The sequence below is a fragment of the Stenotrophomonas sp. HITSZ_GD genome, assembly GCF_029543105.1.
In the GTDB taxonomy this organism is placed as follows: Bacteria; Pseudomonadota; Gammaproteobacteria; order Xanthomonadales; family Xanthomonadaceae; genus Stenotrophomonas_A.
The window spans coordinates 20512-46830 of record NZ_JARQXB010000015.1 but is presented as its reverse complement, the minus strand read 5'-3'; the positions used below and the strand labels follow the sequence as shown (position 1 = coordinate 46830).

21 protein-coding genes are annotated in these 26319 nt (G+C 70.1%); all 21 read left to right on the top strand.

Translation table 11 applies throughout. The annotated features are described in order from the left end of the window. Positions 1 to 41: 41 nt before the first annotated feature. The 21 genes from flhB to P6166_RS14110 all read left to right on the top strand — a co-directional run bounded on the left by flhB (position 42) and on the right by P6166_RS14110 (position 26283). Entirely contained in the window at positions 42 to 1175 is a 1134-nt protein-coding gene (flhB, locus tag P6166_RS14210) for a flagellar biosynthesis protein FlhB (RefSeq protein ID WP_277765102.1), read from the top strand. Positions 1176 to 1192: 17 nt separating this feature from the next. After that, positions 1193 to 3265, top strand: coding sequence for a flagellar biosynthesis protein FlhA (gene flhA, locus P6166_RS14205; RefSeq protein WP_277765131.1), 2073 nt, complete (start codon positions 1193 to 1195; stop codon positions 3263 to 3265). Positions 3266 to 3325: 60 nt separating this feature from the next. After that, a complete protein-coding gene (flhF, locus tag P6166_RS14200; RefSeq protein WP_277765101.1) occupies positions 3326 to 4924 on the top strand; it encodes a flagellar biosynthesis protein FlhF in 1599 nt (532 codons plus the stop codon). Further along, entirely contained in the window at positions 4911 to 5795 is an 885-nt protein-coding gene (locus P6166_RS14195; RefSeq protein ID WP_277765100.1) for a MinD/ParA family protein, read from the top strand. The genes flhF and P6166_RS14195 overlap by 14 nt, the downstream gene beginning before the upstream one ends. Next, on the top strand, positions 5792 to 6544 hold the full coding sequence (locus tag P6166_RS14190; protein WP_130320068.1) for an RNA polymerase sigma factor FliA: 753 nt from the start codon (positions 5792 to 5794) through the stop codon (positions 6542 to 6544). Before P6166_RS14195 ends, P6166_RS14190 begins: the two co-directional genes overlap by 4 nt. Positions 6545 to 6566: 22 nt before the next feature. Next, the gene (gene cheY, locus P6166_RS14185; protein ID WP_057647133.1) at positions 6567 to 6959 is read left to right on the top strand and encodes a chemotaxis response regulator CheY; all 393 of its coding nucleotides are present in this window, start codon (positions 6567 to 6569) and stop codon (positions 6957 to 6959) included. Further along, positions 6959 to 7576, top strand: coding sequence for a protein phosphatase CheZ (locus P6166_RS14180; RefSeq protein ID WP_277765099.1), 618 nt, complete (start codon positions 6959 to 6961; stop codon positions 7574 to 7576). The genes cheY and P6166_RS14180 overlap by 1 nt, the downstream gene beginning before the upstream one ends. A 3-nt stretch (positions 7577 to 7579) precedes the next feature. Next, positions 7580 to 9304 carry a chemotaxis protein CheA gene (locus P6166_RS14175; RefSeq protein WP_277765098.1) on the top strand — a complete coding sequence of 575 codons (1725 nt, stop codon included), beginning with the start codon at positions 7580 to 7582 and terminating at the stop codon, positions 9302 to 9304. Between the two features lie 153 nt (positions 9305 to 9457). Then, complete coding sequence (locus P6166_RS14170) at positions 9458 to 10198, top strand: flagellar motor protein (protein ID WP_277765097.1); 741 nt, start codon at positions 9458 to 9460, stop codon at positions 10196 to 10198. A gap of 3 nt (positions 10199 to 10201) precedes the next feature. After that, the gene (gene motD, locus P6166_RS14165; RefSeq protein WP_277765096.1) at positions 10202 to 11176 is read left to right on the top strand and encodes a flagellar motor protein MotD; all 975 of its coding nucleotides are present in this window, start codon (positions 10202 to 10204) and stop codon (positions 11174 to 11176) included. Further along, a complete protein-coding gene (locus P6166_RS14160) occupies positions 11176 to 11958 on the top strand; it encodes a ParA family protein (protein WP_277765095.1) in 783 nt (260 codons plus the stop codon). The genes motD and P6166_RS14160 overlap by 1 nt, the downstream gene beginning before the upstream one ends. Next, entirely contained in the window at positions 11955 to 13049 is a 1095-nt protein-coding gene (locus tag P6166_RS14155) for a chemotaxis protein CheW (RefSeq protein ID WP_277765094.1), read from the top strand. Before P6166_RS14160 ends, P6166_RS14155 begins: the two co-directional genes overlap by 4 nt. A 65-nt stretch (positions 13050 to 13114) precedes the next feature. Then, complete coding sequence (locus P6166_RS14150) at positions 13115 to 13423, top strand: STAS domain-containing protein (protein WP_277765093.1); 309 nt, start codon at positions 13115 to 13117, stop codon at positions 13421 to 13423. Then, complete coding sequence (locus P6166_RS14145; protein ID WP_057642711.1) at positions 13420 to 13785, top strand: response regulator; 366 nt, start codon at positions 13420 to 13422, stop codon at positions 13783 to 13785. Before P6166_RS14150 ends, P6166_RS14145 begins: the two co-directional genes overlap by 4 nt. 44 nt (positions 13786 to 13829) lie before the next feature. Next, positions 13830 to 15830, top strand: a complete 2001-nt coding sequence (locus tag P6166_RS14140) for a chemotaxis protein CheA (protein WP_277765092.1) — start codon at positions 13830 to 13832, stop codon at positions 15828 to 15830. A gap of 300 nt (positions 15831 to 16130) precedes the next feature. Continuing rightward, positions 16131 to 18389 (top strand): methyl-accepting chemotaxis protein, encoded by a 2259-nt coding sequence (locus P6166_RS14135; RefSeq protein WP_277765091.1) that lies wholly within the window; start codon positions 16131 to 16133, stop codon positions 18387 to 18389. Between the two features lie 90 nt (positions 18390 to 18479). Further along, positions 18480 to 21191: a Cache 3/Cache 2 fusion domain-containing protein gene (locus P6166_RS14130; RefSeq protein WP_277765090.1), complete on the top strand. Its 2712-nt coding sequence runs from the start codon at positions 18480 to 18482 to the stop codon at positions 21189 to 21191. 782 nt (positions 21192 to 21973) lie between these two features. Continuing rightward, on the top strand, positions 21974 to 24160 hold the full coding sequence (locus P6166_RS14125) for a methyl-accepting chemotaxis protein (RefSeq protein WP_277765089.1): 2187 nt from the start codon (positions 21974 to 21976) through the stop codon (positions 24158 to 24160). 214 nt (positions 24161 to 24374) lie between these two features. Then, positions 24375 to 25178 (top strand): flagellar brake protein, encoded by an 804-nt coding sequence (locus P6166_RS14120; protein WP_277765088.1) that lies wholly within the window; start codon positions 24375 to 24377, stop codon positions 25176 to 25178. 81 nt (positions 25179 to 25259) lie between these two features. Then, positions 25260 to 25748: a chemotaxis protein CheW gene (locus tag P6166_RS14115; protein WP_277765087.1), complete on the top strand. Its 489-nt coding sequence runs from the start codon at positions 25260 to 25262 to the stop codon at positions 25746 to 25748. Between the two features lie 151 nt (positions 25749 to 25899). Beyond that, positions 25900 to 26283, top strand: a complete 384-nt coding sequence (locus tag P6166_RS14110) for a hypothetical protein (protein WP_057646266.1) — start codon at positions 25900 to 25902, stop codon at positions 26281 to 26283. The last annotated feature ends 36 nt before the right edge of the window (positions 26284 to 26319 follow it).

Genomic DNA, 26319 nt, shown 5'->3' with positions numbered 1-26319 from the left:
CCGCTTGCAGGACACCTGGCAACCCACCCGTTGCCCGACCGATGTCCGAGAACGAAGACGGCGCCGAACGCACAGAACTTCCCACCGCCAAACGCCTGCGCGAAGCCCGCGAACAGGGCAACGTGCCGCATTCGCGGGAGCTGGCGACGGCCACGGTGTTCGGCGCCGGCGTGGTGGCCCTGCTGACGATGTCCGGCAGCCTGGCCTCCGGCGCGCGCGGCTGGATGGAAACCGCGCTCACCCCGGCTCCGGACCTGTGGCAGCACCCGCAAACGCTGTTCGGCCACTTCGGCGAGCTGCTGCTGGACCTGCTGTGGGTGATGGCCCCGCTGGCCGCGCTGTGCATGCTGGCCGGGCTCGTGGCCCCGCTGGCGATGAGCGGGCTGCGTTTCTCCACCAAGGCCTTCACCCCCAACTTCGGCAAGCTCAACCCGATCAGCGGCATCAAGCGCCTGGTCGGCGGCCAGGGCGCGGCCGAGCTGCTCAAGTCCCTGCTGCGCGTGGCCTTCGTCGGCAGCGCCGCCGGCCTGGTCATCGCCCACGGCATGGACGGGCTGCGCGGCATGCTCAACCAGCCGCTGGAAACGGCCATCGTCGATGGCCTGGGCTTCACCCTGCGCCTGCTGCTGGCCACCGCCGGCGCGCTGGCCCTGCTGGCGGCCATCGACGCGCCGTACCAGAAGTGGAACTGGCTGCGGAAGCTGAAGATGACCCGCGAGGAGATCAAGCGGGAAATGAAGGAAAGCGAGGGCAGCCCGGAGGTCAAGGGCCGCATCCGGCAGATGCAGATGCAGCTGTCCCAGCGCCGGATGATGGAAGCGGTGCCCACCGCCGACGTGGTGCTGGTCAACCCCACCCACTACGCGGTGGCGCTGAAGTACGAGGGCGGCAAGATGCGCGCGCCGGTGGTGGTGGCCAAGGGCGTGGACGAAATGGCCTTCCGCATCCGCGAGGCCGGCGAGCGCCACCGGGTGGCCATCGTCTCCGCCCCGCCTTTGGCACGCGCCTTGTATCGGGAAGCCCAACTCGGCAAGGAAATTCCCGTGAGACTGTATTCGGCCGTCGCCCAGGTGCTGTCCTACGTCTACCAGCTGCGCGCGTGGCGCGCGGGCCCCATGCCGGACCTGCCGCCCATCGACCTGGATGAGTTCGCCAAGCCCGGAGGCGCGGCATGAGCGCCCAACCCCAGCCGATGAACGCCCGGCGCGTGCTGGAGCTGATCCGCGGCGGCCTCGGCGCGCCGCTGGTGGTGCTGGCGATGCTGGCCATGGTGGTCGTGCCGCTGGCCGCGCCGGTGCTCGATGCGCTGTTCACCTTCAACATCGCCATCTCGCTGATGGTGCTGCTGGCCGTGGTGTACGTGAAGCGGCCGCTGGAATTCACGATCTTCCCGATCGTGCTGCTGATGACCACGATGCTGCGCCTGGCGCTGAACGTAGCCTCCACCCGCGTGATCCTGCTGCACGGGCAGAACGGCCACGACGCGGCGGGCAAGGTGATCGCCGCGTTCGGCGAATTCGTGATCGGCGGCAACTACGCGGTCGGCATCGTGGTGTTCGCGATCCTGACCATCATCAACTTCGTGGTCATCACCAAGGGTGCCGGGCGCGTGTCGGAAGTGACCGCGCGCTTCATCCTCGATGCGATGCCCGGCAAGCAGATGGCCATCGACGCCGACCTCAACGCCGGCCTGCTGACCCGCGAGGAAGCCAAGGTCCGCCGCGAGGAAGTGCGTGAGGAAGCGGACTTCTACGGCGCGATGGACGGTGCCAGCAAGTTCATCCGCGGCGATGCCATCGCCGGCATCCTGATCCTGTTCATCAACCTGCTCGGCGGCCTGGCCGTGGGCATGTTCCAGCACAACATGGCGTTCGGCGACGCCGCCTCCACCTACACCCTGCTCTCCATCGGCGACGGCCTGGTGGCGCAGCTGCCCGCGCTGCTGGTGTCCTCGGCGGTGGCCATGCTGGTCACCCGCGCCTCGCGCGCGCAGGACATGAGCCAGGCGATGGTCGGCCAGGTGTTCGGCCAGCACCGCGCGCTGGCGGTGGCCGCGGCGATCCTGGGCCTGGTCGGCCTGGTACCGGGCATGCCCAATGTCGCCTTTTTGACGCTGGCGCTGATCCTGGGCTTCCTGGCCTGGAAACTGCACAAGCGCAGCCTGGTCGATGCCGAGGCCGGCACGCCGGCCGCGCCGCGCACGCCGGGCGCCCCCGGCGCGGCGCCGGCGCCCACCGCCGAGCTGAGCTGGGACGAACTGCGCCCGATGGACCCGCTGGGCCTGGAGGTCGGCTACCGGTTGATCCCGCTGGTGGACAAGGCGCAGGGCGGCGAGCTGATGGCGCGCATCAAGGGCGTGCGCCGCAAGCTCACCCAGGACATCGGCTTCCTGATCCCGCCGGTGCATATCCGCGACAACCTCGAACTGGGCGCCACCGCCTACCGCCTGCTGGTGCACGGCGTGCCGGTGGCCACCGCCGAGATACACCCGGACCGCGAACTGGCGCTGGACCCGGGCGGCGCGCTCGGCGCGCTGGACGGCATCCCCGGCAAGGACCCGGCGTTCGGCCTGGACGCGGTGTGGATCCAGCCGCACCAGCGCGCGCACGCCGAGTCGGTGGGCTACACCGTGGTCGACCCGGCCACGGTGGTCGCCACCCACCTCTCGCACCTGATCCGCGAACACGCCCCGGAACTGCTCGGCCACGAGGAAGTGCAGCAGCTGCTGGCCACGCTCGCCAAGAGCGCGCCCAAGCTGGTGGAAGACCTCACGCCCAAGGCGCTGCCGCTGTCGGTGGTGGTGCGCGTGCTGCAGAACCTGCTGGTGGAGCGCATCCCGATCCGCCAGCTGCGCAAGATCGTCGAGGCATTGGTGGAGCACGCCCCGCACAGCCAGGACCCGGCCGCGCTCACCGCCGCGGTGCGCACCTCGCTGGGCCGCTTCATCGTGCAGGAGATCGCCGGGATGTCGCCGGAGCTGCCGGTGTTCACCCTGGCCCCGCAATTGGAACGCGTCTTGCAGGACTCCACGCAGGGCAACGGCGTGGCCCTGGAACCCGGCCTCGCCGAGCGCCTGCACCAGAGCCTGGCCGAGTGCGTCGGCAAGCAGGAGGCGCGCAACGAGCCGGCGGTGGTGCTGGTGCCGGGCACGGTCCGCGCCGCGCTGGCCCGCCTGGTCCGCCACAGCGTGCCCTCGCTGTCGGTCCTGGCCTACGGCGAAGTGCCGGAGGACAAGCGGCTCAAGCTGGTCGGCACCATCAGTTGATAGCAGTGGATCACGACGTCACCCCCGAACACCGAACCCGAACACCCATCCGGCCCTGACATGAAAATCAAACGCTTCGTCGCCCCCGACATGCGCACCGCCTTCCGCCTGGTGCGGGAAGAGCACGGCCCGGACGCAGTGATCCTGTCCAACCGCCGTACCGACGAGGGCGTGGAAATCGTCGCCGCCAGCAACTACGACGAAGAGCTGGTGATGCGTGCGCTGGACAACGCCCGCGCCGAGCAGAAGGCCGTCGCCACCGCCGTGCCCGAGCGCAGCGCCGCGCCCGCACCGGCTGTGGCGAGCGCCCCGGCCCCGGCCGCCGCACGCCGCGCGCCCTCGCCGGCCGATGCGCTGATCGCCGCCATGGCCGAGCGCCAGCCCGCCCGCGCGACCGCCGCCACCGGCCAGCGCGCCGTGTTCCCGGTGCCGCCGATGCCCGCGCCCGAGCGCGCCGGCGCCGACGGCATCCCCGAAGAGATCTTCGCCACCTTCGCGCAAGCCGCCGCGCCGCGCGCGGCCGCAGCCGCGGCCACGGCCACGGCGAGCGTGGCGAGCCCGGCCACCGCCGCGCAGGCGGACGACACGCCGGCGCCGGCCAAGCGCCGCGCCGCGCCGGCCGCCGACAACGACTTCGAGCTCGACACCGCGCTGCCGCGCATCGCCATGCCCGCGCCGCTGGCGCCGGAAGTGCCGTCCCCCGTCGCCGCGCCGGTCCTGGCCGCCGTGCCGGCGCCCCCGGCCCCGCAGAGCGACGAACAATTGGCGCAGCTGCGCGAGGAACTGGCGCTGATGCGCCAGATGATCGAGCGCGAGATGAACCGCCTCACCGACGAGCGCCTGCGCGGCTCGCCCGTGCGCGCCCAGGCGCTGGAGCTGCTGGACGACTACGGCTTCGATGCCGGCCTCACCCGCGACATCGCCTTGCAGATCCCGCCGGAAACCGAGCTGCCGCGCGGCCGCGGGCTGATGCTCGGCCTGTTGTCCAAGCGCCTGCCCATCGCCCCGATCGACCCGCTGCAGACCGGCGGGGTGATCGCCCTGGTCGGCCCGACCGGCGCCGGCAAGACCACCACCATCGCCAAGCTCGCCTCGCGCTTCGCCGCCGAGCACGCGCCGCGCGACGTGGCGCTGGTCACCACCGACACCCTGCGCGTGGGCGGCCGCGAACAGCTCTACAGCTATGGTCGCCAGCTCGGCATCGCCGTGCACGAGGCCGACAGCGACCAGGGCCTGATCGAGCTGCTCGAACGCCTGGCCGACTACAAGCTGGTGCTGATCGACACTGCCGGCATGGGCCAGCGCGACCGCGCCCTGGCCGCCCAGCTCAACTGGCTGCGCGGCGCGCGCCAGGTCACTTCCCTGCTGGTGCTGCCGGCCAATGCCCATTTCGCCGACCTGGACGAGGTCGTCCGCCGCTTCGCCGCCGCCCGCCCGCAGGGCGTGGTGCTGACCAAGCTGGACGAGACCGGCCGCTTCGGCAGCGCGCTGTCGGTGGTGGTGGACCACCAGTTGCCCATCACCTGGGTCACCGACGGCCAGCGCGTCCCCGACGACCTCCACCGGGCCAATGCGGCCAGCCTGGTGCTGCGCCTTGAAGATTTGCGCCGCGCTGCCGATAAGCCCTGTACTCCGGAGCAGAACCATGCCGTCGCGTGAATACGCCAAGCTGACCAACGCCTTCCCGCTGTCGGCGACCCGTAGCGAGCCCCTGGGCCCGGTGCGGACCATCGCCGTGACCGGCGGCAAGGGCGGCGTCGGCAAGACCAACCTGTCGGCGAACCTCGCCGTGGCGCTGGCCGACATGGGCAAGCGCACGCTGCTGCTGGATGCCGACCTGGGCCTGGCCAACCTGGACGTGGTGCTAGGCCTGTCGCCCAAGTTCACCCTGGCCGACCTGATCGCCGGCCGCTGCACGCTGGAGGAAGTGCTGCTCGAAGGCCCCGGCGGCGTGCTGGTGGTGCCGGCCGCTTCGGGCCGCCGGCACATGGCCGAGCTGGCGCCGGCGCAGCACGTGGGCCTGGTCAACGTGTTCTCCGAACTGGAGCGCGACCTGGACGTGATGGTCATCGACACCGCCGCCGGCATCACCGACAGCGTGCTGACCTTCTGCCAGGCCGCGCAGGACACCGTGGTGGTGGTGTGCGACGAGCCGGCCTCGATCACCGACGCCTACGCGCTGATCAAGGTGCTCTCGCGCGAGCGTGGCGTGGACCGCTTGCAGATCGTCGCCAACATGGTGCGCGACCCCAACGAGGGCCGCCTGCTCTACGACAAGCTGTCGCGCGTGTGCGAGAAGTTCCTCGGCGATGTCTCGCTGAACTACCTCGGCCACGTGCCGCAGGACGACTGGCTGCGCCTGTCGGTGCAGCGCCAGCAACCGGTCATCAAGGCCTACCCGGCCAGCCCGTCGGCGCAGGCGATCGCCGAGATCGCCCGGCGCACTTCGCGCTGGCAGGCGCCCACCGCGCCGCGCGGCAACGTGGAGTTCTTCGTCGAGCGCATCATCCAGCGCGGGGTGGCGGCATGAACGCGGCCGCGCAGTACCGCGCCGTGCAGCGCGCCAGCGACGCCACCGACTGCGTCACCCAGCACGCCGACCTGGTGCGCCGCATCGCCCACCACCTGGCCGCGCGCCTGCCCGCCAGCGTGGAGGTCGACGACCTGATCCAGGCCGGCATGATCGGCCTGATCGAGGCCTCGCGTTCCTACGATGCCGACCAGGGCGCGTCCTTCGAGACCTACGCCTCGATCCGCATCCGCGGCGCGATGATCGACGAGATCCGCCGGGGCGACTGGGTGCCGCGTTCGGTGCACCGCCGCGCGCGCGATGCCGCCGCGGCGATCCGCAAGATCGAGCAGAGCACCGGCCGCGCCGCCGCCGCCACCGAGGTGGCCGCCGCGATGGACATGCCGCTGCCCGAATACCTGCGGCTGATGGAAGACGCCGCGCGCGGCCAGGTGCTGAGCCTGGAATCGCGCGTGGAAGACCACGGCGAGCTGGACACCATCGCCCGCGGCGGCCCGAACCCGCAGCAGCTGTTCGAGCGCGGCGAGTTCGGCCGCGAACTGGGCAAGGCCATCGGCCAGTTGCCCGAGCGCGAGCAGCTGGTGCTGTCGCTGTATTACGAGCAGGAATTGAACCTGAAGGAGATCGGCGCCGTGCTCGGCGTGAGCGAATCGCGCGTGTGCCAGATCCATGGCCAGGCGATGGTGCGCCTGCGCGGGCGCCTGAAGACCTTCGAGCTGGCCGATGCCGGCGTGGACAACGACGAATGATGTGCTTTGACTGGAGCCTGAAGTGAACAAGAACATGCGGATCCTGATCGTGGACGACTTCTCGACGATGCGGCGCATCGTCAAGAACCTGCTCGCCGATCTGGGTTTCACCAACACCGCCGAGGCCGAGGACGGCAACAGCGCCCTGGCCGCGCTGCGTTCGGGCCCCTTCGATTTCGTCGTCACCGACTGGAACATGCCGGGCATGACCGGCATCGAGCTGCTCAAGGCGATCCGCGCCGACGAGAAGCTGCGCACGCTGCCGGTGCTGATGGTGACCGCCGAGGCCAAGCGCGAGCAGATCATCGAGGCCGCGCAGAGCGGCGTGAACGGCTACATCATCAAGCCGTTCACCGCGCAGACGCTCGAGGAAAAGCTGGGCAAGATCTTCGAACGCCTGACGGCCACCGCCTGATGAACGCCATCGACGCACAGGAAGAGCGCCGGCTGCTGATCGAGCGGCTGCAAGGCGCGCTCGACGCGCTGGAAAGCGGCGATGAGAGCGCCTGGCGGCGCGAGATCGATACGCTGGCCGCGTGGCGCACGCGCCCGATGATGCAGGGCCTGAGCCGGCTGGCGCGCGAGCTGGGCCAGGCGCTGGGCGAACTGCCGACCGTGCCGACCGAGGCCGGCGAACTGGACGATGCCTGCGCGCGCCTGGACCACGTGGTGGCGATGACCGAGCAGGCCAGCCACCGCACGCTGGACCTGGCCGAGGAATGCCGCACGCTCGCCGACCAGCTGGCCGCCGGCGGCCTGCAGGGCGAGCAGACCGAGATCCTGGACCGCATCCGCCACAACCTCACCGAGATGGCGCTGACCCAGAGCTTCCAGGACCTCACCGGGCAGATCATCCGCCGCGTGGCCGGCATCGTGCGCCGCGTCCACGAGGGCTTCGGCGCGCTCGGCCTGCCGCCCAAGGACACCCAGGGCGAGAAGAACGGCCTGGCCGGCCCGGCGGTGAGCGGCCTGGACCGCCACGCCGTCTCGCAGGTGGACGCCGACGACCTGCTTTCCACGCTGGGGCTGTAAACCATGAGTGCCGTGCCGGACGACATCGCAGCGGATTTCATCATCGAGGCCCAGGAGATCCTGGATCGCCTCGGCGAACAGCTGGTGTCGCTGGAACAGGCACCGGAAGACGCGGATCAGCTCAACGCCGTGTTCCGCGGCTTCCACACGCTCAAGGGTGGCGCCGGCTTCCTGGCGATCCACGCCATGGTCGAGCTGTGCCACGCCGCCGAGGACACGCTGGGCAAGGCGCGTTCGGGCGAGATCACCCTGCTGGCGCAGCACTTCGACGCGGCCCAGCAATCGCTGGACTACCTGCAATCGATGCTTGACGCGGTGTCGGCCGGGCGCGAACCCACGCACGCACCGCCGGCGCTGATCGCGCAGTTCGACGCGCACGGCGCCGCGCCCGTGGTGGCCGCCGCGCCGCTGGCCGCCGCCGGCGGCGGCGATCTCATCAGCGAGGACGAGTTCGAGCACCTGCTCGACGCCCTGCATGGCGATGCCGCGCCGGGCGCCAAGCCATTGCCCGCCACACCGCTGCCCGCTGTCGCCGCCGCGGCCCCCAAGCCCGGCGCCGCCGCCAAGCCGGCCGCCGAGGTCGAACACACCGTGCGCGTGGACACCAAGCGCCTGGATGCGATCGTCAACCTGATCGGCGAGCTGGTGTTGTCGCGCAACCGCCTGAAGACCTTGCGCGCACGCCTGCGCGACGAGGAACTGGACCGCGCCGTCAGCGTGCTCGACATCGCCACCGCGCGCCTGCAATCGGCGGTGATGCGTACGCGCATGCAGCCGGTGGGCAAGGTGTTCTCGCGCTTCCCGAAGGTGGCGCGCGACGTGGCGCGCTCGCTGCAGAAGGAAGTGGACCTGGAACTGGTCGGCGCGGAAACCGAGCTGGACCGCAACCTGGTCGAGGCGCTGGCCGATCCGCTGGTGCACCTGGTGCGCAACGCGATCGACCACGGCATCGAGGCACCGTCGCTGCGCGAGGCCTCCGGCAAGCCGCGCAGCGGCCACGTGCGGCTGTCCGCGCAGCAGGAAGGCGACTACGTCAGCATCGAGGTGCAGGACGACGGCGCCGGCATCGACCCGGAACGCCTGCGCGAGAAGGCCCGCGAGAAGGGCCTGATCGACGCCGAAGCCGCCGCGCGCCTGAGCACCGACGAGTGCCTGCACCTGATCTTCCTGCCCGGCTTCTCCACCAAGACCGAAGTCACCGACATCTCCGGCCGCGGCGTGGGCATGGACGTGGTGCAGTCGCGCATTCGCGAGCTGAGCGGCACCATCCAGATCCAGTCCGAACTCGGCCGCGGCAGCCGCTTCATGATCCGCGTGCCGCTGACGCTGGCGATCCTGCCGACCCTGCTGGTGCAGGCCGGCGAACACGTATACGCCCTGCCGCTGGCACGCGTGGTGGAAGTGCTGCACGCGCCGCAGACCTCGCTGGGCTGGTTCGACGGCCGCGCGGTGCTCGACCGCCGTTCGCACACGCTGCCGCTGGTGGACCTGCGCCGCTGGCTCGGCGTGGAACCCGCGCCCGCCGCGCTGTTGACGGTGGTGCTGCTGCAAGCGGGCGAGACGCGCTTTGGCCTGGTCGTGGACCAGGTACGCGGCCGCGAGGAAGTGGTGATCAAGCCCCTGCCGCGCGCCCTGCGCGGCCTGCCCGGCTACGCCGGCGCCACGCTGATCGGCGATGGCCGCATGGCGTTGATCCTCGACGTGGACGGCCTGCGCGCCAGCGACTGACGCGCCGAACGCTTCCATCCGCCGACACGCGCTGCCCGCGCCGGGCAGCCGGATCGCCATGCCCAGGCGCGGCTGCCACACAGAAGTGTGACGCCGGTCGTTCCCCGCTCACTAAGCCTTCAAGCGCGACGCCGCGCCGCCGATAAAGGCTTCATGGACAAGCTCAGTGTCACCGGAATCGTGCTCGCGCTGGCCGCCCTGGTCGGCGGCAGCGTGCTCAAGGGCGCGGGCCTCGCCTCGCTGTGGTCGCCGGCGGCCTTCGTGATCGTGATCATCGGCACGATCGCGGCGATCCTGCTGCACACCGCCCCGGCGGTGTTCAAGCGCGCGTTCCAGATCGTGGGCTGGGTGTTCAGCCCGCCGGCCAGCGACCGCGAGGAACTGATCAGCCAGATCGTGGAGTGGAGCAACATCGCCCGCCGCCAGGGCCTGCTGGGCCTGGAGCCGCAGGTCACGCGCCAGGACGATGCCTTCCTGCGCAAGGGCCTGCAGATGCTGGTGGACGGCGTGGAGCCGGAGCAGATGCGGCGCATGCTGGAGATCGAGGTCGAGCAGCAGGAGAAGCACGACCTGGCCGCCGCGCGCGTGTTCGAGGGCATGGGCATCTACGCGCCGACGCTGGGCATCATCGGCGCGGTGCTGGGCCTGATCGCGGTGATGAAGAACCTGGCCGACCCGAGCAAGCTTGGCCACGGCATCGCCGCCGCGTTCACCGCCACCATCTACGGCATTGCGTCGGCCAACCTGTTGTTCCTGCCCATCGCCGCCAAGCTCAAGAGCGTCATCCACGGCAGCAGCGGCGAGCGCGAGATGATCATCGAAGGGCTCATCGCCATCGCCCAGGGCGAGAACCCGCGCAACATCGAGTCCAAGCTCAACGGCTACCTGCACTGAGCCATGGCCCGTCGTCGCCCCGCCCATGACGAGCACGCCAACCACGAGGCCTGGGCGATCCCCTACGCCGACCTGATGACGTTGCTGCTGGCCTTCTTCGTGGTGATGTACGCCATCTCCTCGCTCAACGAAGGCAAGTACCGCGTGATGGCCGACGCGCTCACCGCCGCGTTCGGCGGCGCGCCGCGCACCATCAACCCGGTGCAGGTCGGCAACAACCAGTTGCAGGGCGCCAACTGGGACCGCCCCTCGCCGATCAAGTCCGGCGCCAAGAGCGGCCCCACCGCGCCTTCGCCCAGCCCGGACCCCACGCTGCTGCCCTCGATGGCCTCGCAGATGCGCATGCCGGTCTCGCTGCGCAACCAGGACCAGCTGGCGCGCGCGCAGCGGCAACTGGACGCGGTGAGCGCGCAGCTGAGCCAGGCGCTGTCGCCGCTGATCGAGAAGAACCTGATCAGCGTGCGGCGCTCGGAGCTGTGGATCGAGGTGGAGATCCACAGCGACATCCTTTTCAACACCGGCTCGGCCAGCCTGGACCAGAGCGCGCGGCAGACGCTCTCGCTGCTGGCCGACGTGCTGCGCCGCACGCCCAACGGGGTGCGCGTGGAGGGCTACACCGACAACCAACCCATCGCCACCTCGCAATTCCCGTCCAACTGGGAGCTGTCGGCCGCGCGCGCGGCCTCGGTGGTGCACCTGTTCGCCGACCAGGGCCTGAGCCCGGGCCGGCTGGCGATGGTGGGCTATGGAGAATTCCGCCCGCGTGCCGATAACTCCACCGAGGCTGGCCGCAATGCCAACCGGCGGGTGGTGTTGATCATCCTCGCCGACTCGGCCGCGAACCTGGCGCCGGAACCCCGGCCGCCAACGCAACTGCAGGCCGGCCCGGCCCTGCCGCCGAACCCGGTGGCGGGCGGCCCGTCGAATCCGGGCCACGGCCCTGCCGTGGCTCCTGCCGTGACCGAAGGAGTGAACTGATGCGTATCTGGGCGATCGCCAACCAGAAAGGTGGCGTAGGCAAGACCACCACGACCCTGGCGCTGGGCCGTGGGCTGGCCGCGCTCGGCCATCGCGTCCTGCTGATCGACCTGGATCCGCACTCCTCGCTGACGCGCGCGTTCGGCGTGCCGCTGGACCCGCCGCCGAAGGGCGTGCTGGACCTGTTCTCCACGCCGCCGGCCGACCTGGCCGGCCTGCTGCGCGAAAGCCCGATTCCCGGCCTGTCCTTCGTGTGCGCGCAGACCGCGCTGGCCACGCTGGAGCGCCGCAGCGCCAACCAGCCCGGCCTGGGCCTGGCGCTGCAGAACGCGCTCACCCGCCACGCGCGGCACCACGACTACATCCTGCTCGACTGCCCGCCCACGCTGGGCTTGCTGATGATCAACGCGCTGGCCGCGGCCGACCGCCTGGTCATCCCGACCCAGGCCGAGCCGCTGGCGCTGCACGGCCTGGCCGGCATGAGCCGCACGGCGGACATGGTGGAGCGCTCGCGCCGCCGTCCGCTGCCGGTCTCGATCCTGCCCACGCTGTTCGACCGCCGCACCCGCGCCGGCACCGAGACGCTCAAGCAGATGCAGGACCGCTACGGCGAGCGCGTGTGGGAAGACGCGATCCCGGTGGACACGCGCATCTGCGCGGTGGAGACGCTGACCCTGCCCGGCGTGCCGGGCGAGTATCCCGGCCGTGGGCTGTCGGCCTACCGCCGCGCACTGGAATGGATCCTCGCCGAGGACGCGCAGGCGATGGAGCAGGCGGCATGAACGCGGTCGAAGCCCTGGACGACTACCTGCTCGGCCTGCTGGCCGAAGCGGCGCCCGCGCCGGTGACGGCCGCGCCGGACGCCCCTGCAGGCGTGGCGTCAGCCGCGACCGAGCAGCCTGCCCACGTCGCGGCCGAAGCCGCGGCGGACGACAACGTCGCCGCGCTGCCGGCGGAGATGGACAGCGACCCGGCCTTCGCGCCGTCCAAGCCCGCGCCGGCCGCCGCGCCCACGCTGGACATCGACGCCAACACCGCCGCGATGCTCGCCGAGATGGATGCCGACCCGGCGTTCGCCCCGCCCAAGCCCGCGCCGGCCCCCGGGCCTACGCTGGACATCGACGCCAACACCGCCGCGATGCTCGCCGAGATGGATGCCGACCCGGCGTTCGCCCCGCCCAAGCCCGCGCCGGCCCCCGGGCCTACGCTGGACATCGACGCCAACACCGCCGCGATGCTCGCCGAGATGGACGCCGACCCGGCGTTCGCCCCGCCCAAGCCAGCGCCGGCGCCGCCTGCGTTGCCCGCCATGACCCGGCCGCGCCCCAGCGCGCCGATCGCCCCCATTGCGCGCCGCGCGGCCGCGCCGCGCCCCTCGCGCCTGCCGCCGAACATCGCGGCCATGTTCCAGCCGCCGCCGAGCGACCCCAGCCCGCACCGCCGCGCCGCCGAGCGCAGCACGCGCTGGCTGCGCCTGCGCTGCGGCGAGCAGACCTATGCGCTGGAACTGCTGAAGGTGCAGGAAGTCGTCCTGCCGGTGCCGCTGCTGCCGCTGCGCGGCGCGGCGCGCTCGATGCTGGGCATCATGAACCTGCGCGGCCAGGTGGTGCCGGTGCTCGACCTGGGCCTGCACCTGGGCGCCGCACCGGTCGTCCAGGACACCCAGACCCGCGTGGTCGTGCTGGAGGAGAACGGCGAGACGATGGGCCTGCGGGTGTCGGCGGTGGAAGACGTCGCCAGCCTCACCGAACAGCAGATCGAACCGCCCGACACCACCCGCCTGTGCCGCATTTCCAACCACCTCTTCCGAGGCGTGGCCCGGATCAGCGCCCATCCGGTGATCCTGCTCGACGCCACCCAACTGCTGCACTGACCCCGGCCTAAAGTCTGTCCGGCCATGGCCGCTAACCTGACTGCAACCATCCGTTCGGAGTACCGATGAGCACCCTGTCACTGGGCGAGGATCTCGGCATCGAGACCAGCGCCGACCTCAAGCAGACGCTCGCCACCCACCTCTCGCAGGAAGGCGAACTGCTGCTCGATGCCGGCCAGGTCCGCCGCATCCACACGGCCAGCGTGCAGCTGCTCTGCGCGTTCTTCGACGCCCGCCGCCGCGCCGGACGCGCTACTGGCTTCGACGGCTGCAACGAAACCTTCAAGGACGCGGCGCGTCTGCTCGGCGTCAGTGCCGTGCTGGGCCTGGCCGCGTCCCATGACAACCTGAAATCTGTGGAGAACGCCGCATGAGCGCACGTATCTTGGTGGTGGACGATTCGGCGTCGATGCGCCAGATGGTGTCCTTCGCCCTCACCTCGGCCGGTTTCGCGGTCGAAGAAGCCGAGGACGGCGCCGTCGCCCTGGGCCGTGCCAAGGGTGCCAAGTTCAACGCGGTCGTGACCGACGTGAACATGCCGAACATGGACGGCATCGCGCTGATCCGCGAGCTGCGCCAGCTGCCGGATTACAAGTTCACCCCGCTGCTGATGCTGACCACCGAATCGGCCGCCGACAAGAAATCCGAAGGCAAGGCCGCCGGTGCCACCGGTTGGCTGGTCAAGCCGTTCAATCCCGAACAGCTGGTCGCCACGGTGCAGAAAGTCCTGGGCTGAGCCCCACCCACCCCTCCTCCCAGAAGACTTCCGGACCGCGCGCCATGAGCATGGACCTGCAACGATTCCACGCCACGTTCTTCGAGGAAAGCCGCGAGGGGCTGGACGCGATGGAAGCCGGCCTGCTTTCGCTCGAGGAAGGCAGCCGCGATCCGGAAACGATCAACTCGGTCTTCCGCGCCGCGCACTCGATCAAGGGCGGCGCGGCCACCTTCGGCTTCGAGTCGATCGCCGGGCTGACCCACGTGCTGGAAACCCTGCTCGACGAGTTGCGTGCCGGCAAGCGCGCACTCGAACCGGCTGCCGTGGACGCCATGCTGGGTTCGGTGGACGTGCTGCGCGCCCTGCTGCGCGAGGCCGAACATGGCCAGGCCGCCGACCCGGCCGCCGTGCAGGCGGTGCTGGCGCGCCTGAATGCCGTGCTGTCCGGCCAGGCCGCCGCCGCGCCGGCCGCCGCCGCGCAGAAGGAAGAAGAACCGGAAGCCTGGCATATCGGCTTCACGCCGGCGCCGTCGCTGTTCATGAGCGGCAACGACCCGCTGCGCATCATCCGCGAATTGGAACACCTGGGCCCGCTGCAAATCGCCGCGCGCCTGGAGCGCCTGCCCGGCTTCGAGCAGATCGACCCGATGGAGGCCTACCTGGCGTGGGACCTGGGCCTGATCGGCAAGGTGCCGCGCAGCAAGATCGAAGACACCTTCGCCTGGGTGGTGGACGACTGCGAGCTGGAGATCCGCCCGATGGCGGTGCCGGCCCCGCCGCCGAGCCTGGCCGTGGAAGACGCTGCGCCGGCCGCGCCGGTGGCCGCCGCCCCGCCCGCGCCCGCCGCGGCCCAGGGCGCCGCCCCGGCCGCCAACAGCGCCGCGCATGAAGCCGAAACCTCGATCCGCGTGAGCGTGGACAAGGTGGACGCGCTGATCAACCTGGTGGGCGAACTGGTCATCACCCAGGCCATGCTCAAGGCCGTGTCCGGCGGGCTCGATGCCGCGCATGCCGAACGCCTGTCCGCCGGCCTGGACCTGCTCGAACGCAACACCCGCGACCTGCAGGAAGCGGTGATCGGCGTGCGCATGCTGCCGGTGGATGCGGTGTTCCGCCGCTTCCCGCGCCTGGTGCGCGACCTGTCCACCCGCCTGGGCAAGCAGGTGCGCCTGCGCACGCTGGGCGAAGGCACCGAGCTGGACAAGGGCCTGATCGAGAAGATCGCCGATCCGCTCGTGCACCTGGTCCGCAACTCCATCGACCACGGCCTGGAACTGCCCGAGGCGCGCAGCGCCGCCGGCAAGGACGAGACCGGCACGATCACCCTGGCCGCTTCGCACCAGGGCGGGCACATCGTCATCGAGGTCAGCGACGACGGCCGCGGCCTGAACCGCGAGAAGATCCTGGCCAAGGCGGCCGAACGCGGCATCAGCGTGCCGGACAACCCGACCGACACCCAGGTGTGGGACCTCATCTTCGCCCCGGGCTTCTCCACCGCCGACGCGGTGACCGACCTCTCCGGTCGCGGCGTGGGCATGGACGTGGTCCGCCGCAACATCCAGGCGCTGGGCGGCGAAGTGCAGGTGGAAAGCAGCGCCGGTCACGGCACGCGCACGCTGATCCGCCTGCCGCTGACCCTGGCCATCCTCGACGGCATGACCGTCTCGGTGGCCGGCGAAACGCTGATCCTGCCGCTGGCCTACGTGCTCGAAGCGCTGCAGCCGCAGCAGGCCGACATCCGCACCATGGCCGGCGAAGGCCGCGTGCTGCGCGTGCGCGGCGAATACCTGCCGATCCTCTCGCTCAGCGACTACTACGGCTACGCCGGCCAGCGCAGCGAGGACCCGCTGGTGGTCGTCGTCGAGGGCGACGGGCAGAAGATCGCGCTGGAAGTGGACGAACTCGTCGGCCAGCAGCAGGTCGTGGTCAAGAACATCGAGAACAACTACCGGCGCATCGCCGGCATCTCCGGCGCGACGATCCTCGGCGATGGCCGCGTGGCGCTGATCGTGGATATCGGCGGGCTGGTGCGCTCGCTGCGTGCGCTGCCACAAGCGGCCTGAGCCTTTCCGCGGCGCCCGTCGCCGCCGGTGTCGAACGTTCCCCGCCCCGGCAGCGCGCCGGGGCGTTTTCGTATCGCCCGCCGCAGCGCCCTCCCCGCCCGCCACGGGCACTTATTCCCGAATTGACCAGATCAGGAATGAACTAGTCGCGGGGATTATTAACGGCGTTCGAATTGTGACGCTCATCGACCCTCAAGGGTGAACTTGTCGCGCCGCTAATTCCTGTGTCAAGGCGAAATCCATCCGTCGCCGTGGCGCCTCCCATCCCGCGGCTCCAGGCCGAACATTCGAGATATCGACATGAAGTGGTTCCAGAATCTGACGATCGCCAGAAAGCTGGCGCTCGCGTTTTCCGTCACGACCGTGATGACCCTGGCGTTGGGCGCGTTCGCGCTCCAGCAACTGGGCCACGGCAACGACCAGTTGGTCGAGCTGAGCGAAGACTGGATGCCTTCGGTGCAGCACCTGGGTGAAATGCGTGCGCAGCTCGGCGAGTACCGCACCTACGAGATCTCGCAGCTCTACAGCCAGGACGACCCGGAAAAGATCGCCGACTACGACAAGCGCATGGTGGAAGGCGAAGCCGCCATTGCCAAGGAAGAGAAGGGTTACGCCGACGCCTCCACCGATGCCGACCCGGACGAGGTGGCCATCTACGGCAAGGTCAAGCAGGCCCGCGATGCGTACTTCACCGCGCACAAGAAGGTCGCCGACGCCGTGCACGCGGGCGACTTCGACACCGCCCGCGCGATCTCCTCCAGCGATTCGCGCGAAGCGCGCCGCAACCTGTTTGCCGCGCTGAAGGAACTGAGCGCGTACAACGTCGAGCATCTGCATGGCACGGTGGCCAAGGCCAACGAGGCCCACAAGCGCACCGTGGCGACGATGCTGGTCGTGCTCGGCCTGCTCACCGTGCTGGCCATCGGCCTGGGCTACGCCATCGCGCGCTCGATCGCCCGCCCGCTCGGCGAGGCGACCCGCGTGGCCGGCGCCATCGCGCGCGGCAAGCTGGACAACGCCATCGTCGTGCAGGGCCGCGACGAGACCGGCCAGCTGCTGGAGAGCATGCGCCACATGCAGCAGCAGCTGCAGGCCGTGCTGGAAGCGCAGGAGGAGATGGCGCGTCGCCATGAAGCCGGCGAGATCAGCTTCCGCATGGACGAAGGCCGCTTCCCGGGCGACTACGGCCGCATGGTGCACGACGCCAACCAACTGGTGGCCGAGCACATCGAAGTGAAGATGCAGGTCATCGACCTGACGCAGCGCTATGCCATCGGCGACCTGAGCCAGGACATGCCGCGCCTGCCCGGCGAGAAGGCGGTCATCAGCGACACCATGGACACGGTCAAGCGCAACCTCGGCGCGATCAACGCGGAGATCAAGCGCCTGGGCGCGGCGGCCGCGGCGGGCGACTTCAGCGTGCGCGGCGACGCGGAGGCGTTCCAGTACGATTTCCGCTCGATGGTGGAAACGCTCAACCGCCTGATGTCCACCGCCGACGACAACCTGCACGCGCTCTCGGCGCTGCTGCGGGCCATCGCCGACGGCGACCTGACACACCGCATGGAAGGCGATTTCCACGGCGTGTTCGCGCAGATGCGCGACGACGCCAACGCCACTGTGGCGCAGCTGACCAGCATCGTCGGCCGCATCCAGGCCGCCACCGGCAGCATCAACCTGGCCGCCGGCGAAATCGCGCAGGGCAACAACGACCTCTCGCGCCGCACCGAGCAGCAGGCCGCCAACCTGGAAGAAACCGCCGCCTCGATGGAGGAGCTGACCTCCACCGTGAAGCAGAACGCCGAACACGCGCGCCAGGCCAACCAGCTCGCCCAGGGCGCGGCCGGCGTGGCCTCGCAGGGTGGCGAAGTGGTGGGCCAGGTGGTCTCGACGATGAGCGACATCGAGGCGTCCTCGAAGAAGATCGCCGAGATCATCTCGGTCATCGATGGCATCGCTTTCCAGACCAACATCCTGGCGCTCAACGCCGCGGTGGAAGCCGCGCGTGCCGGCGAACAGGGCCGCGGATTCGCGGTGGTGGCTTCCGAGGTGCGCACGCTGGCCCAGCGGTCGGCCAACGCGGCCAAGGAGATCAAGGGCCTGATCGACGACTCCGTCGAGCGCGTGGCCGATGGCTCGGCACTGGTGCACAAGGCCGGCGCGACCATGGGCGAGATCGTCGCCTCGGTGCAGCGCGTGACCGACATCATGGCCGAGATCTCCGCGGCCTCGCAGGAACAGTCCGCCGGCATCGAGCAGGTCAACCAGACCATCACCCAGATGGACGAAACGACCCAGCAGAACGCCGCGTTGGTGGAAGAAGCCACCGCCGCCGCGCGTGCGATGGAAGAACAGGCCGGCCAGCTCTCCGAGGCCGTGTCGATCTTCAAGACCCGCCAGGCCGCCGCGCCGAGCGCCGCGGTGGTGAAGCTGCGCACGCCGGCACGCGCCAGCGCGCCGGCCGGCGCCGCGCCGAACGCGCCGCGCCCGGCCACGGCGCGCAAGCCGGCGGCGGCCATCGCCGCGCCCGCGGGCGACGCCGACTGGCAGGAGTTCTGACGCACGGGGTGCCGGCCCGCGCCGGCACCCTTCCCTTCCCCACGCGAGGCACGGAAGCCACGCGAACGAGCTTCCGGAACCCTCACCGCCATGAACATCCTCTCCCGCCTGTCGATCGGCGTCCGTCTCTCCCTGCTGGTCACCCTTGCGGTGACGCTGGTCCTGCTCACGCTGACCTGGCGCGTCTACGAGCAATCGGCCAGTGCCTACGAGACCAAGAGCCGCCAGGGCCTGGCCACCGCCACCCACGTGATGCAGGACACCATCGCCCTGTATGACCGCGCGCTCACCCAGGACACCGAACGGCTGAGCGGCGGGTTCACCGCGCTGTTCCCGGCGGGCGACGCGGGCCCGGCGCGGGGCAAGCCGCTCAAGCGCGGCGAGTTCGAGGTCGCCAACCTGGCCTTCGGCGGCAAGGCGCTGGGCGCCGACGACCAGCTCGTGGACCGCTTCACCGCCGGCACCGGCGCGGTGGCCACGATCTTCTCGCGCAGCGGCGACGATTTCGTGCGCATCTCCACCTCGCTCACCAACGACAAGGGCGAGCGCGTGGTCGGCACGGTGCTGGACCACAAGCACCCGGCCTATGCGCTGATGCTGGAGAACAAGCCCTACACCGGCCGCGCCAAGCTGTTCGGCAACGACTACATGACGCACTACCAGCCGCTGGTGGATGCCACCGGCCAGGTGGTGGGCATCGCGTTCGTGGGCGTCAACTACAGCGAAGGGCTGGCGGCGCTGAAGGAGCGCATGCGCGGGCTGAAGATCGGCGCGGATGGTTACTTCTTCATCATCGACCAGGCCGACGGCGACGCCCACGGCAAGCTGGTGGTGCACCCGGCCGGCGAAGGCGGCGATGCGCTGGCGCTGGTCGGCGCGCAGGACCGCGAGGCGTTCGGCAAGCTGGTCGACAGCGCTGCCTCGGCGCCGGCGGTGGGCGTGTTCGACGTCGCGGCCAGCGACAAGGCCACGCCGGTGCCGGCCACCGTCAGCGTGGAACACTTCCCGCGCTGGAAGTGGGCGCTGGTGGGCGTGGAGCCGCGCACCGCGCTGGCGGCCACGCTGCGGCGGATGATGACCGCGATGCTCGGCCTGTCGCTGGTGGCCATCGGCCTGATCGCCGCGCTGGTGTTCGTGGCCACGCGCCGCATGGTCAGCAAGCCGCTGGCTGGCGCCTGCGGCGTGGCGCGCGATATCGCCGCCGGCAAGCTCGATGGGCATATCCCGGCCGGTGGCCAGGATGAGGTGGGCGAACTGCTACGCGCGATGCAGCGCATGCAGGGCGACCTGCGCGAGCGCATCGAGCGCGACCAGGCGGTCGCGGCGGAGAACCTGCGCGTGCGCATCGCGCTGGACAGCGCGTCGACCGGCACGCTGATCACCGACCCGGACCTCACCGTCATCTACGCCAGCCCGGCGCTGCGCGCGATGCTCAACGGCTATGCCGAGCAGATCGGCCGCGCGCTGCCGGACATCGACACCGACCGCCCGCTGGTCGGCCAGCCGTTGGCGGTGCTCGAGCAAGGCGGCGCGTTGGCGCCGGACGTGCTCGCGCAGCTGCAGCGCGAGGGCACGGTGCGTCGCCAGGTGCAGTTCGGCGAGGTGTGCTTCGACCAGAACATCTCGCAGGTGCGCGACGAGGGCGGCCAGTTGCTCGGCGCGGTCTGCGAATGGCGCGACCGCACCACCGAGGCGAAGGTGGAGGCCGAGGTGGCGCGCATCGTGCAGGCGGCGGTCGATGGCGACCTGTCGCAGCGCGTGCAGACCGAGGGGCGAAGCGGCTTCTACTTGCTGCTGGCGCGCCAGCTCAACGGCCTGCTCGACGCCAACGCGCACAGCATCGCGCAGATTTCGGGCGTGCTCGACGCACTCGCGCACGGCGACCTCACCGCGCGCATGCAGGGTGATTTCCGCGGCGTGTTCGCGCAGATGCGTGACAACGCCAATGCGACCGTGGCGCAGCTCACCGGCATCGTGGGCCGCATCCAGGCCGCCAGCGGCAGCATCGACCTGGCGGCGGGCGAGATTGCCGCGGGCAACAGCGATCTGTCGCGCCGTACCGAGCAGCAGGCTGCCAACCTGGAAGAAACCGCGGCGTCGATGGAGGAGCTGACCTCCACGGTGAAGCAGAACGCCGAACATGCGCGCCAGGCCAACCAGCTGGCGCAGGGGGCGGCGGTGGTGGCGTCGCAGGGTGGCGAGGTGGTGGGCCAGGTGGTCTCGACGATGAGCGACATCGAGGCTTCCTCGAAGAGAATCGCCGAGATCATCTCGGTGATCGACGGTATCGCGTTCCAGACCAACATCCTGGCGCTCAACGCGGCGGTGGAGGCGGCGCGTGCCGGCGAGCAAGGCCGCGGGTTCGCGGTGGTGGCTTCCGAAGTGCGTACGCTGGCGCAGCGTTCGGCCAACGCGGCCAAGGAGATCAAGGGGCTGATCGACGATTCGGTCGAGCGGGTGGCCGATGGTTCGGCACTGGTGCACAAGGCGGGCGCGACGATGGGGGAGATCGTGGCGTCGGTGCAGCGGGTGACGGACATCATGGCGGAGATCACGGCGGCTTCGCAGGAGCAGTCGGCGGGGATCGAGCAGGTCAACCAGACGATCACGCAGATGGACGAAACCACGCAGCAGAACGCTGCGCTGGTGGAGGAAGCCACCGCCGCGGCGCGGGCGATGGAGGAGCAGGCGGGCCAGTTGTCCGAGGCGGTGTCGATCTTCCGCACCGAGTCGGCGACGCCGGCCAGCGCGCCGGTGGTGCCGTTGCGCAAGGCGCCGTTGCGGGTCGCGGGTCGGGGCTGAGGGGGCTGCTTTTTTGGTTCGCTTCGTCGCGCGGTGATCGGTGTGCCTCCTTCCTGAGGCGCGGCTCGCGGGGTTCGTCGCGCGGTGATCGGCTCGCCTCCTTCCTGGGGCGCGGCTCGCGGGGTTCGTCGCGCGGTGATCGGGTTGCCTCCTTCCTGAGGCGCGGCTCGCGGGGTTCGTCGCGCGGCGCCCGGTGGCGAACCCTTGCCGGGACACGCCGTGAATCCATCCATGGAGGCTCGTAGGCGACATCCATGTCGCCTACGGTCCCGACAAGGGTTCGCCACCGGGCACCCGGACGTGCAGCGTGTACGGGCCGGCAATCAAATGCAGGCGCCGCGGGCCCGGCACGCGCGGCGATGCGTGCCCTGCCTTCCTGGTCAGCGCGGCGCGCATGCGCGAAAGCTACGGCGCTGCGCGATGATCTGCGGCGCCTGTTTTTGCATTTCTGTCGGCTCACGTGGTCTTTCGGGCGAGCGGTGGCGGCCTGTGGCCGGGACCGTAGGCGACATGGATGTCGCCTACGAGCCCCCATGGATGGGTTCACGGCGTGTCCCGGCCACAGGCCGCCACCGCTCGCCGCGCGCCGAACATCCAGCGCCAATGCTTCGAAGGGAAATACCAACCGCCCCGGGCAGCACACACACACCCGGCGATCCAAGCCATGAATCGCCCAGCGGAATTCCATCAACCGCGCGTTGAGACCCAGCGCTCAATTTTGGCCCCGCAAAGCCGTTATTCCGCTTAGGCATCCGCCTATTCCCGCAAAACGAGCCGAGTCGATGAAAACGCAAAGCGCCCTCGCCCAGGCCATGGCCAACATGCCCTTGAAGCGCAAGTTCCTCTCGCAGACCTTCCTGGTCGCGGTCGGCATCGTCGCCCTGGCGGTCGTCGCCGCGCGGATGCAGTACCTCGACCTCACCCACACGCGCCAGGCCGCGCTGAAGGCGCAGACCCAGATGGCGCTGGGCGTCGTGGAATCGTTCGCCGCCCGCGCCGAGAAGGGCGAATTGTCGCTGGAACAGGCCCAGCAACAGGCCCTGGCCACGCTGGCCACGCTGCAGGCCAACAAGGGCGTGGATTACTTCTACGTCACCGACGAAAAGCCGAACATGCTCATGCACCCCACGCGGCCGGACCTCGTGGGCAAGCCGCTCAACGATGTGCTCAGCCCCGACGGCAAGCGCATTTTCCCCGAGTTCGTCAAAGTCGCGCAGGCCGGCGGCGGCTACGTGGATTACACCTGGGCCAAGCCCGGCAAGAAGGACCCGGTCGCCAAGACCTCCTACAACACGCTCTACCAGCCCTGGGGATGGGTGATCGGCACCGGCGTCTACGTCGACGATACGCAATCCCAGGCGCTGGTGTTCACCGGCATCATGGCCTTGGCCGGCGGCGTGCTGGTGCTCATCAACCTGGGCCTGGGCTGGCTGCTCGGCAACTCGGTGCTGGTGCCGGTGGGCCGCGCACTGGCGGTGATCAAGGGCGTGTCGCAAGGCGACCTGCACGTGCATGTCGGCCATCGTGGCCGCGACGAAGTCGGGCAGATGCTGCAGGCGATGGACGAGATGCAGGCCCGCCTGCGCGATGTCATCGAAGCCCAGCACGAGATGGCCCGCCAGCACGATGCGGGCAGCGTCAGCTACCGCATCGACAGCCATGCCTTCTCCGGCGAGTTCGCCACCATGGTCGAAGGCACCAACCGCCTGGCGGCCGACCATATCCGCGTCACCTTGCGCGTGGTGGAGCTCGCGCAGGCCTACGCGGCCGGCGACCTGTCGCAGGAAATGGAAGCCCTGCCCGGCGAAAAGGCCGTCATCACCGCCGCCATCAACGGCGTGCGCGACAGCCTGCGGGCGATCAACAACGAGATCAAGCGCCTCGCACAGGCCGCCGCCGCCGGCGATTTCTCGGTGCGTGGCGACGAGGCGGCTTTCCAGTTCGATTTCGCCGTCATGGTCGGCGACCTCAACTCGATGATGGCCGTCAACGACCGCAACCTGGGCAAGCTCTCGGCCCTGCTGCGCGCCATCGCCCAGGGCGACCTCACCGCGCGCATGCACGGCGAGTTCCATGGCGTGTTCGCGCGCATGCGCGACGATGCCGATGCCACCGTGGATCAGCTGACCGGCATTGTCGGCCGCATCCAGGAAGCCACCGGCAGCATCAACCTGGCCGCCAGCGAGATCGCGCAGGGCAATAGCGACCTCTCCCGGCGCACCGAACAGCAGGCCGCCAACCTGGAAGAAACCGCCGCCTCGATGGAGGAACTGACCTCCACGGTGAAGCAGAACGCCGAACACGCGCGCCAGGCCAACCAGCTGGCGCTCGGCGCGGCCTCGGTCGCCTCGCAGGGCGGCGAGGTGGTCGGCAAGGTGGTCGCCACCATGACCGGCATCGAAGCCTCCTCGAAGAAGATCGCCGAGATCATTTCGGTCATCGACGGCATCGCCTTCCAGACCAACATCCTCGCGCTCAATGCCGCGGTGGAAGCGGCGCGTGCCGGCGAACAGGGCCGCGGCTTCGCGGTCGTGGCCTCGGAAGTGCGCACGCTGGCCCAGCGGTCGGCCAACGCGGCCAAGGAGATCAAGGGCCTGATCGACGATTCGGTCGACAAGGTCGCCGAGGGGTCGGCACTGGTGCACCACGCCGGCGGCACCATGAGCGAGATCGTCGCCTCGGTGCGGCGCGTGACCGACATCATGAGCGAGATCTCGGCCGCCTCGCAGGAGCAGTCCGCCGGCATCGAGCAGGTCAACCAGACCATCACCCAGATGGACGAAACCACACAGCAGAACGCCGCGCTGGTGGAGGAAGCCACCGCCTCGGCGCGTGCGCTGGAAGAGCAGGCCGGCGAGCTGCGCGAGGCCGTGGCGCAGTTCCGCCTGGCCGCCGCCGAAGAGGCGGACGCGCGGCGGCTGGTGCAGCGCCTGGGCCGCCAGGCCGTCGAGCCGCTGGAAACCGCCTGATCCCACGGCGCCGGCCCGCGCAACGCGGGCCGGCGCATCGCCCCCGCGCGACGGCGACCTGGCCCGCATTGCGGCCGCGTCGCGCGTGGAAGCGCTTACGCCATCACGCAAGAAAGCCTGTTTACCCTACAATTTCGCGCCGATTGGCCGATATGGAGGCCATGCCGGGGTCGATTTCCCCGACCGTTCGTGCTTCTGCAAGACAAAGGGCCCCATGCTTCCAGGCGACACCAGCGCATCGCAGCAGCCGCATACCGAGCCGGACGAGGGGGAGGACCGCTACCTCGTCCGCAATCCGCGCCAGGTGCGGGGCCTGCTGCGCGCGCTGATCGACCAGCGCTCGCTGGTGAGCGCGCATATCGGTGGCCGCGACCAGTCCTTTCCCAGCGCGGTGCTGGAGGTGGACGAAGACGAGGAATGGATCCTGCTGGACGGCAGCCCGAACGAGGCCTCCAACCGCGCCGCCGCCGAGGCCAGCCACCTGCTGTGCTTCGCCCAGCTGGACCGCGTGCGCATCCGCTTCCGGCTCGACCACGTCGAGCGCATCGAGCACGAGGGCCACGTGGCCTTCCGCGCGGCGCTGCCGACCGGCATCTACCACCTGCAGCGCCGCGAGTATTACCGGCTGGAAACGCCGATCACCGATTCGCCCACCTGCCTGATCGGCTTCGACCCGGACCCGGGCGAGGACGAAGACGCCCTCCCGCGCGAGCCCTTGCGCCTGCGGGTGATCGATATCTCCGGCGGCGGGCTGGCGGTGAGCCTGCCGGCCGGCGCGCCGCTGCTGGAGGTCGGGCGCGTCTACCGCCGCTGCGAGCTGCGCCTGCCCGACCAGCCGCCCTTCCCCGTCGCCCTGGCGATCTGCAGCCAGGCCCGGCAGACCCTGGCCAACGGCGTGGAAAGCTTCCGCATCGGCGCGCGCTTCGAGAACCTGCCACGCGGCGCCGACGAGGATATCCAGCGCTACATCTTCCGCATCGACCGCCAGCGCAACGCGCGCAAGAGCGGCGTGTTCTGAGCGCGCCCTAAAGATTCCGCCGCCCGGGCCGATCTTGGCATGGCAACCCCGCCATTCCGCCGTGCCTGCCCGGAGCCACCGATGAACGACAAAAAGCCAGCCGCCGGTCACGGCGGTGAATTCCTCAGCTTCGCCCTGGGCGAAGAGCAGTACGGCGTGGACATCCTCAAGGTGCAGGAAATCCGCGGCTACGACGCGGTCACCCGCGTGCCGGACGCGCCGGACTACATCAAGGGCGTGATCAACCTGCGCGGCACCATCGTGCCGGTCATCGACCTGCGCCTGAAGCTGCGGCTGAAGGAAGCGCGCTACGACGCCTTCACCGTGATGATCGTGCTCAACGTCGAGGACCGCGTGGTCGGCATCGTCGTGGACAGCGTCTCGGACGTGATCCCGCTCAGCGAAGAGCAGATCCGCCCGACGCCGGAGTTCGGCGCCGCCGTGGACACCCGCTTCATTTCCGGCATCGGCACGCAGGACGATCGCATGCTGATCCTGCTCGACATCGAGACGCTGCTGGACAGCGCCGACCTGTCCCCGCAGGAAGCCCTCACCGAAGAAGCCGCCTGACGGCCCGTGTCGGGCATGCCCCGACACAGCCGCCACCGGTGGAACGAACTGTGGCGCAGTTCTCATCCCGCCCGTTCAAGTTGTCCGGGCAGGGGCCGATAGCTGCCTCAAGGCCCGCGCGAGGCCACCCCTCCCCACTTCGGAGATACCCATGAAAACCCTGTTCACCCTGATTCCCGCCCTGGCCCTGGCCACCCTGTCGGCCGACGTGCTGGCCCAGTCCCAAGAAATGATCCCGCCGGAAATGGCGACCCGCTTCGTCGGCAAGGACGGCATGGTGTGCGGCAAGGTCGAGAAGGCCAAGTACGCGCAGTCCTCCGAGGGCGAGCCGACCTTCCTGTACATGGGCGGCATGTTCCCGCGCCACACCTTCTCGGCCCGCATCGACGGCGCCAACCGCAGCAAGTTCTCCTTCGCCCCGGAAACCCTGGAAGGCAAGGACGTCTGCGTGATCGGCAAGATCCAGCGCGACGCCTCGCGCGCGGAAATCGAAGTCAGCTCGCCGTCCAGCCTGAAGCTGGCGACGATCAAGTAATACCCCGCCGCGCCGTCCCGCGCCGTGCGCGGGACG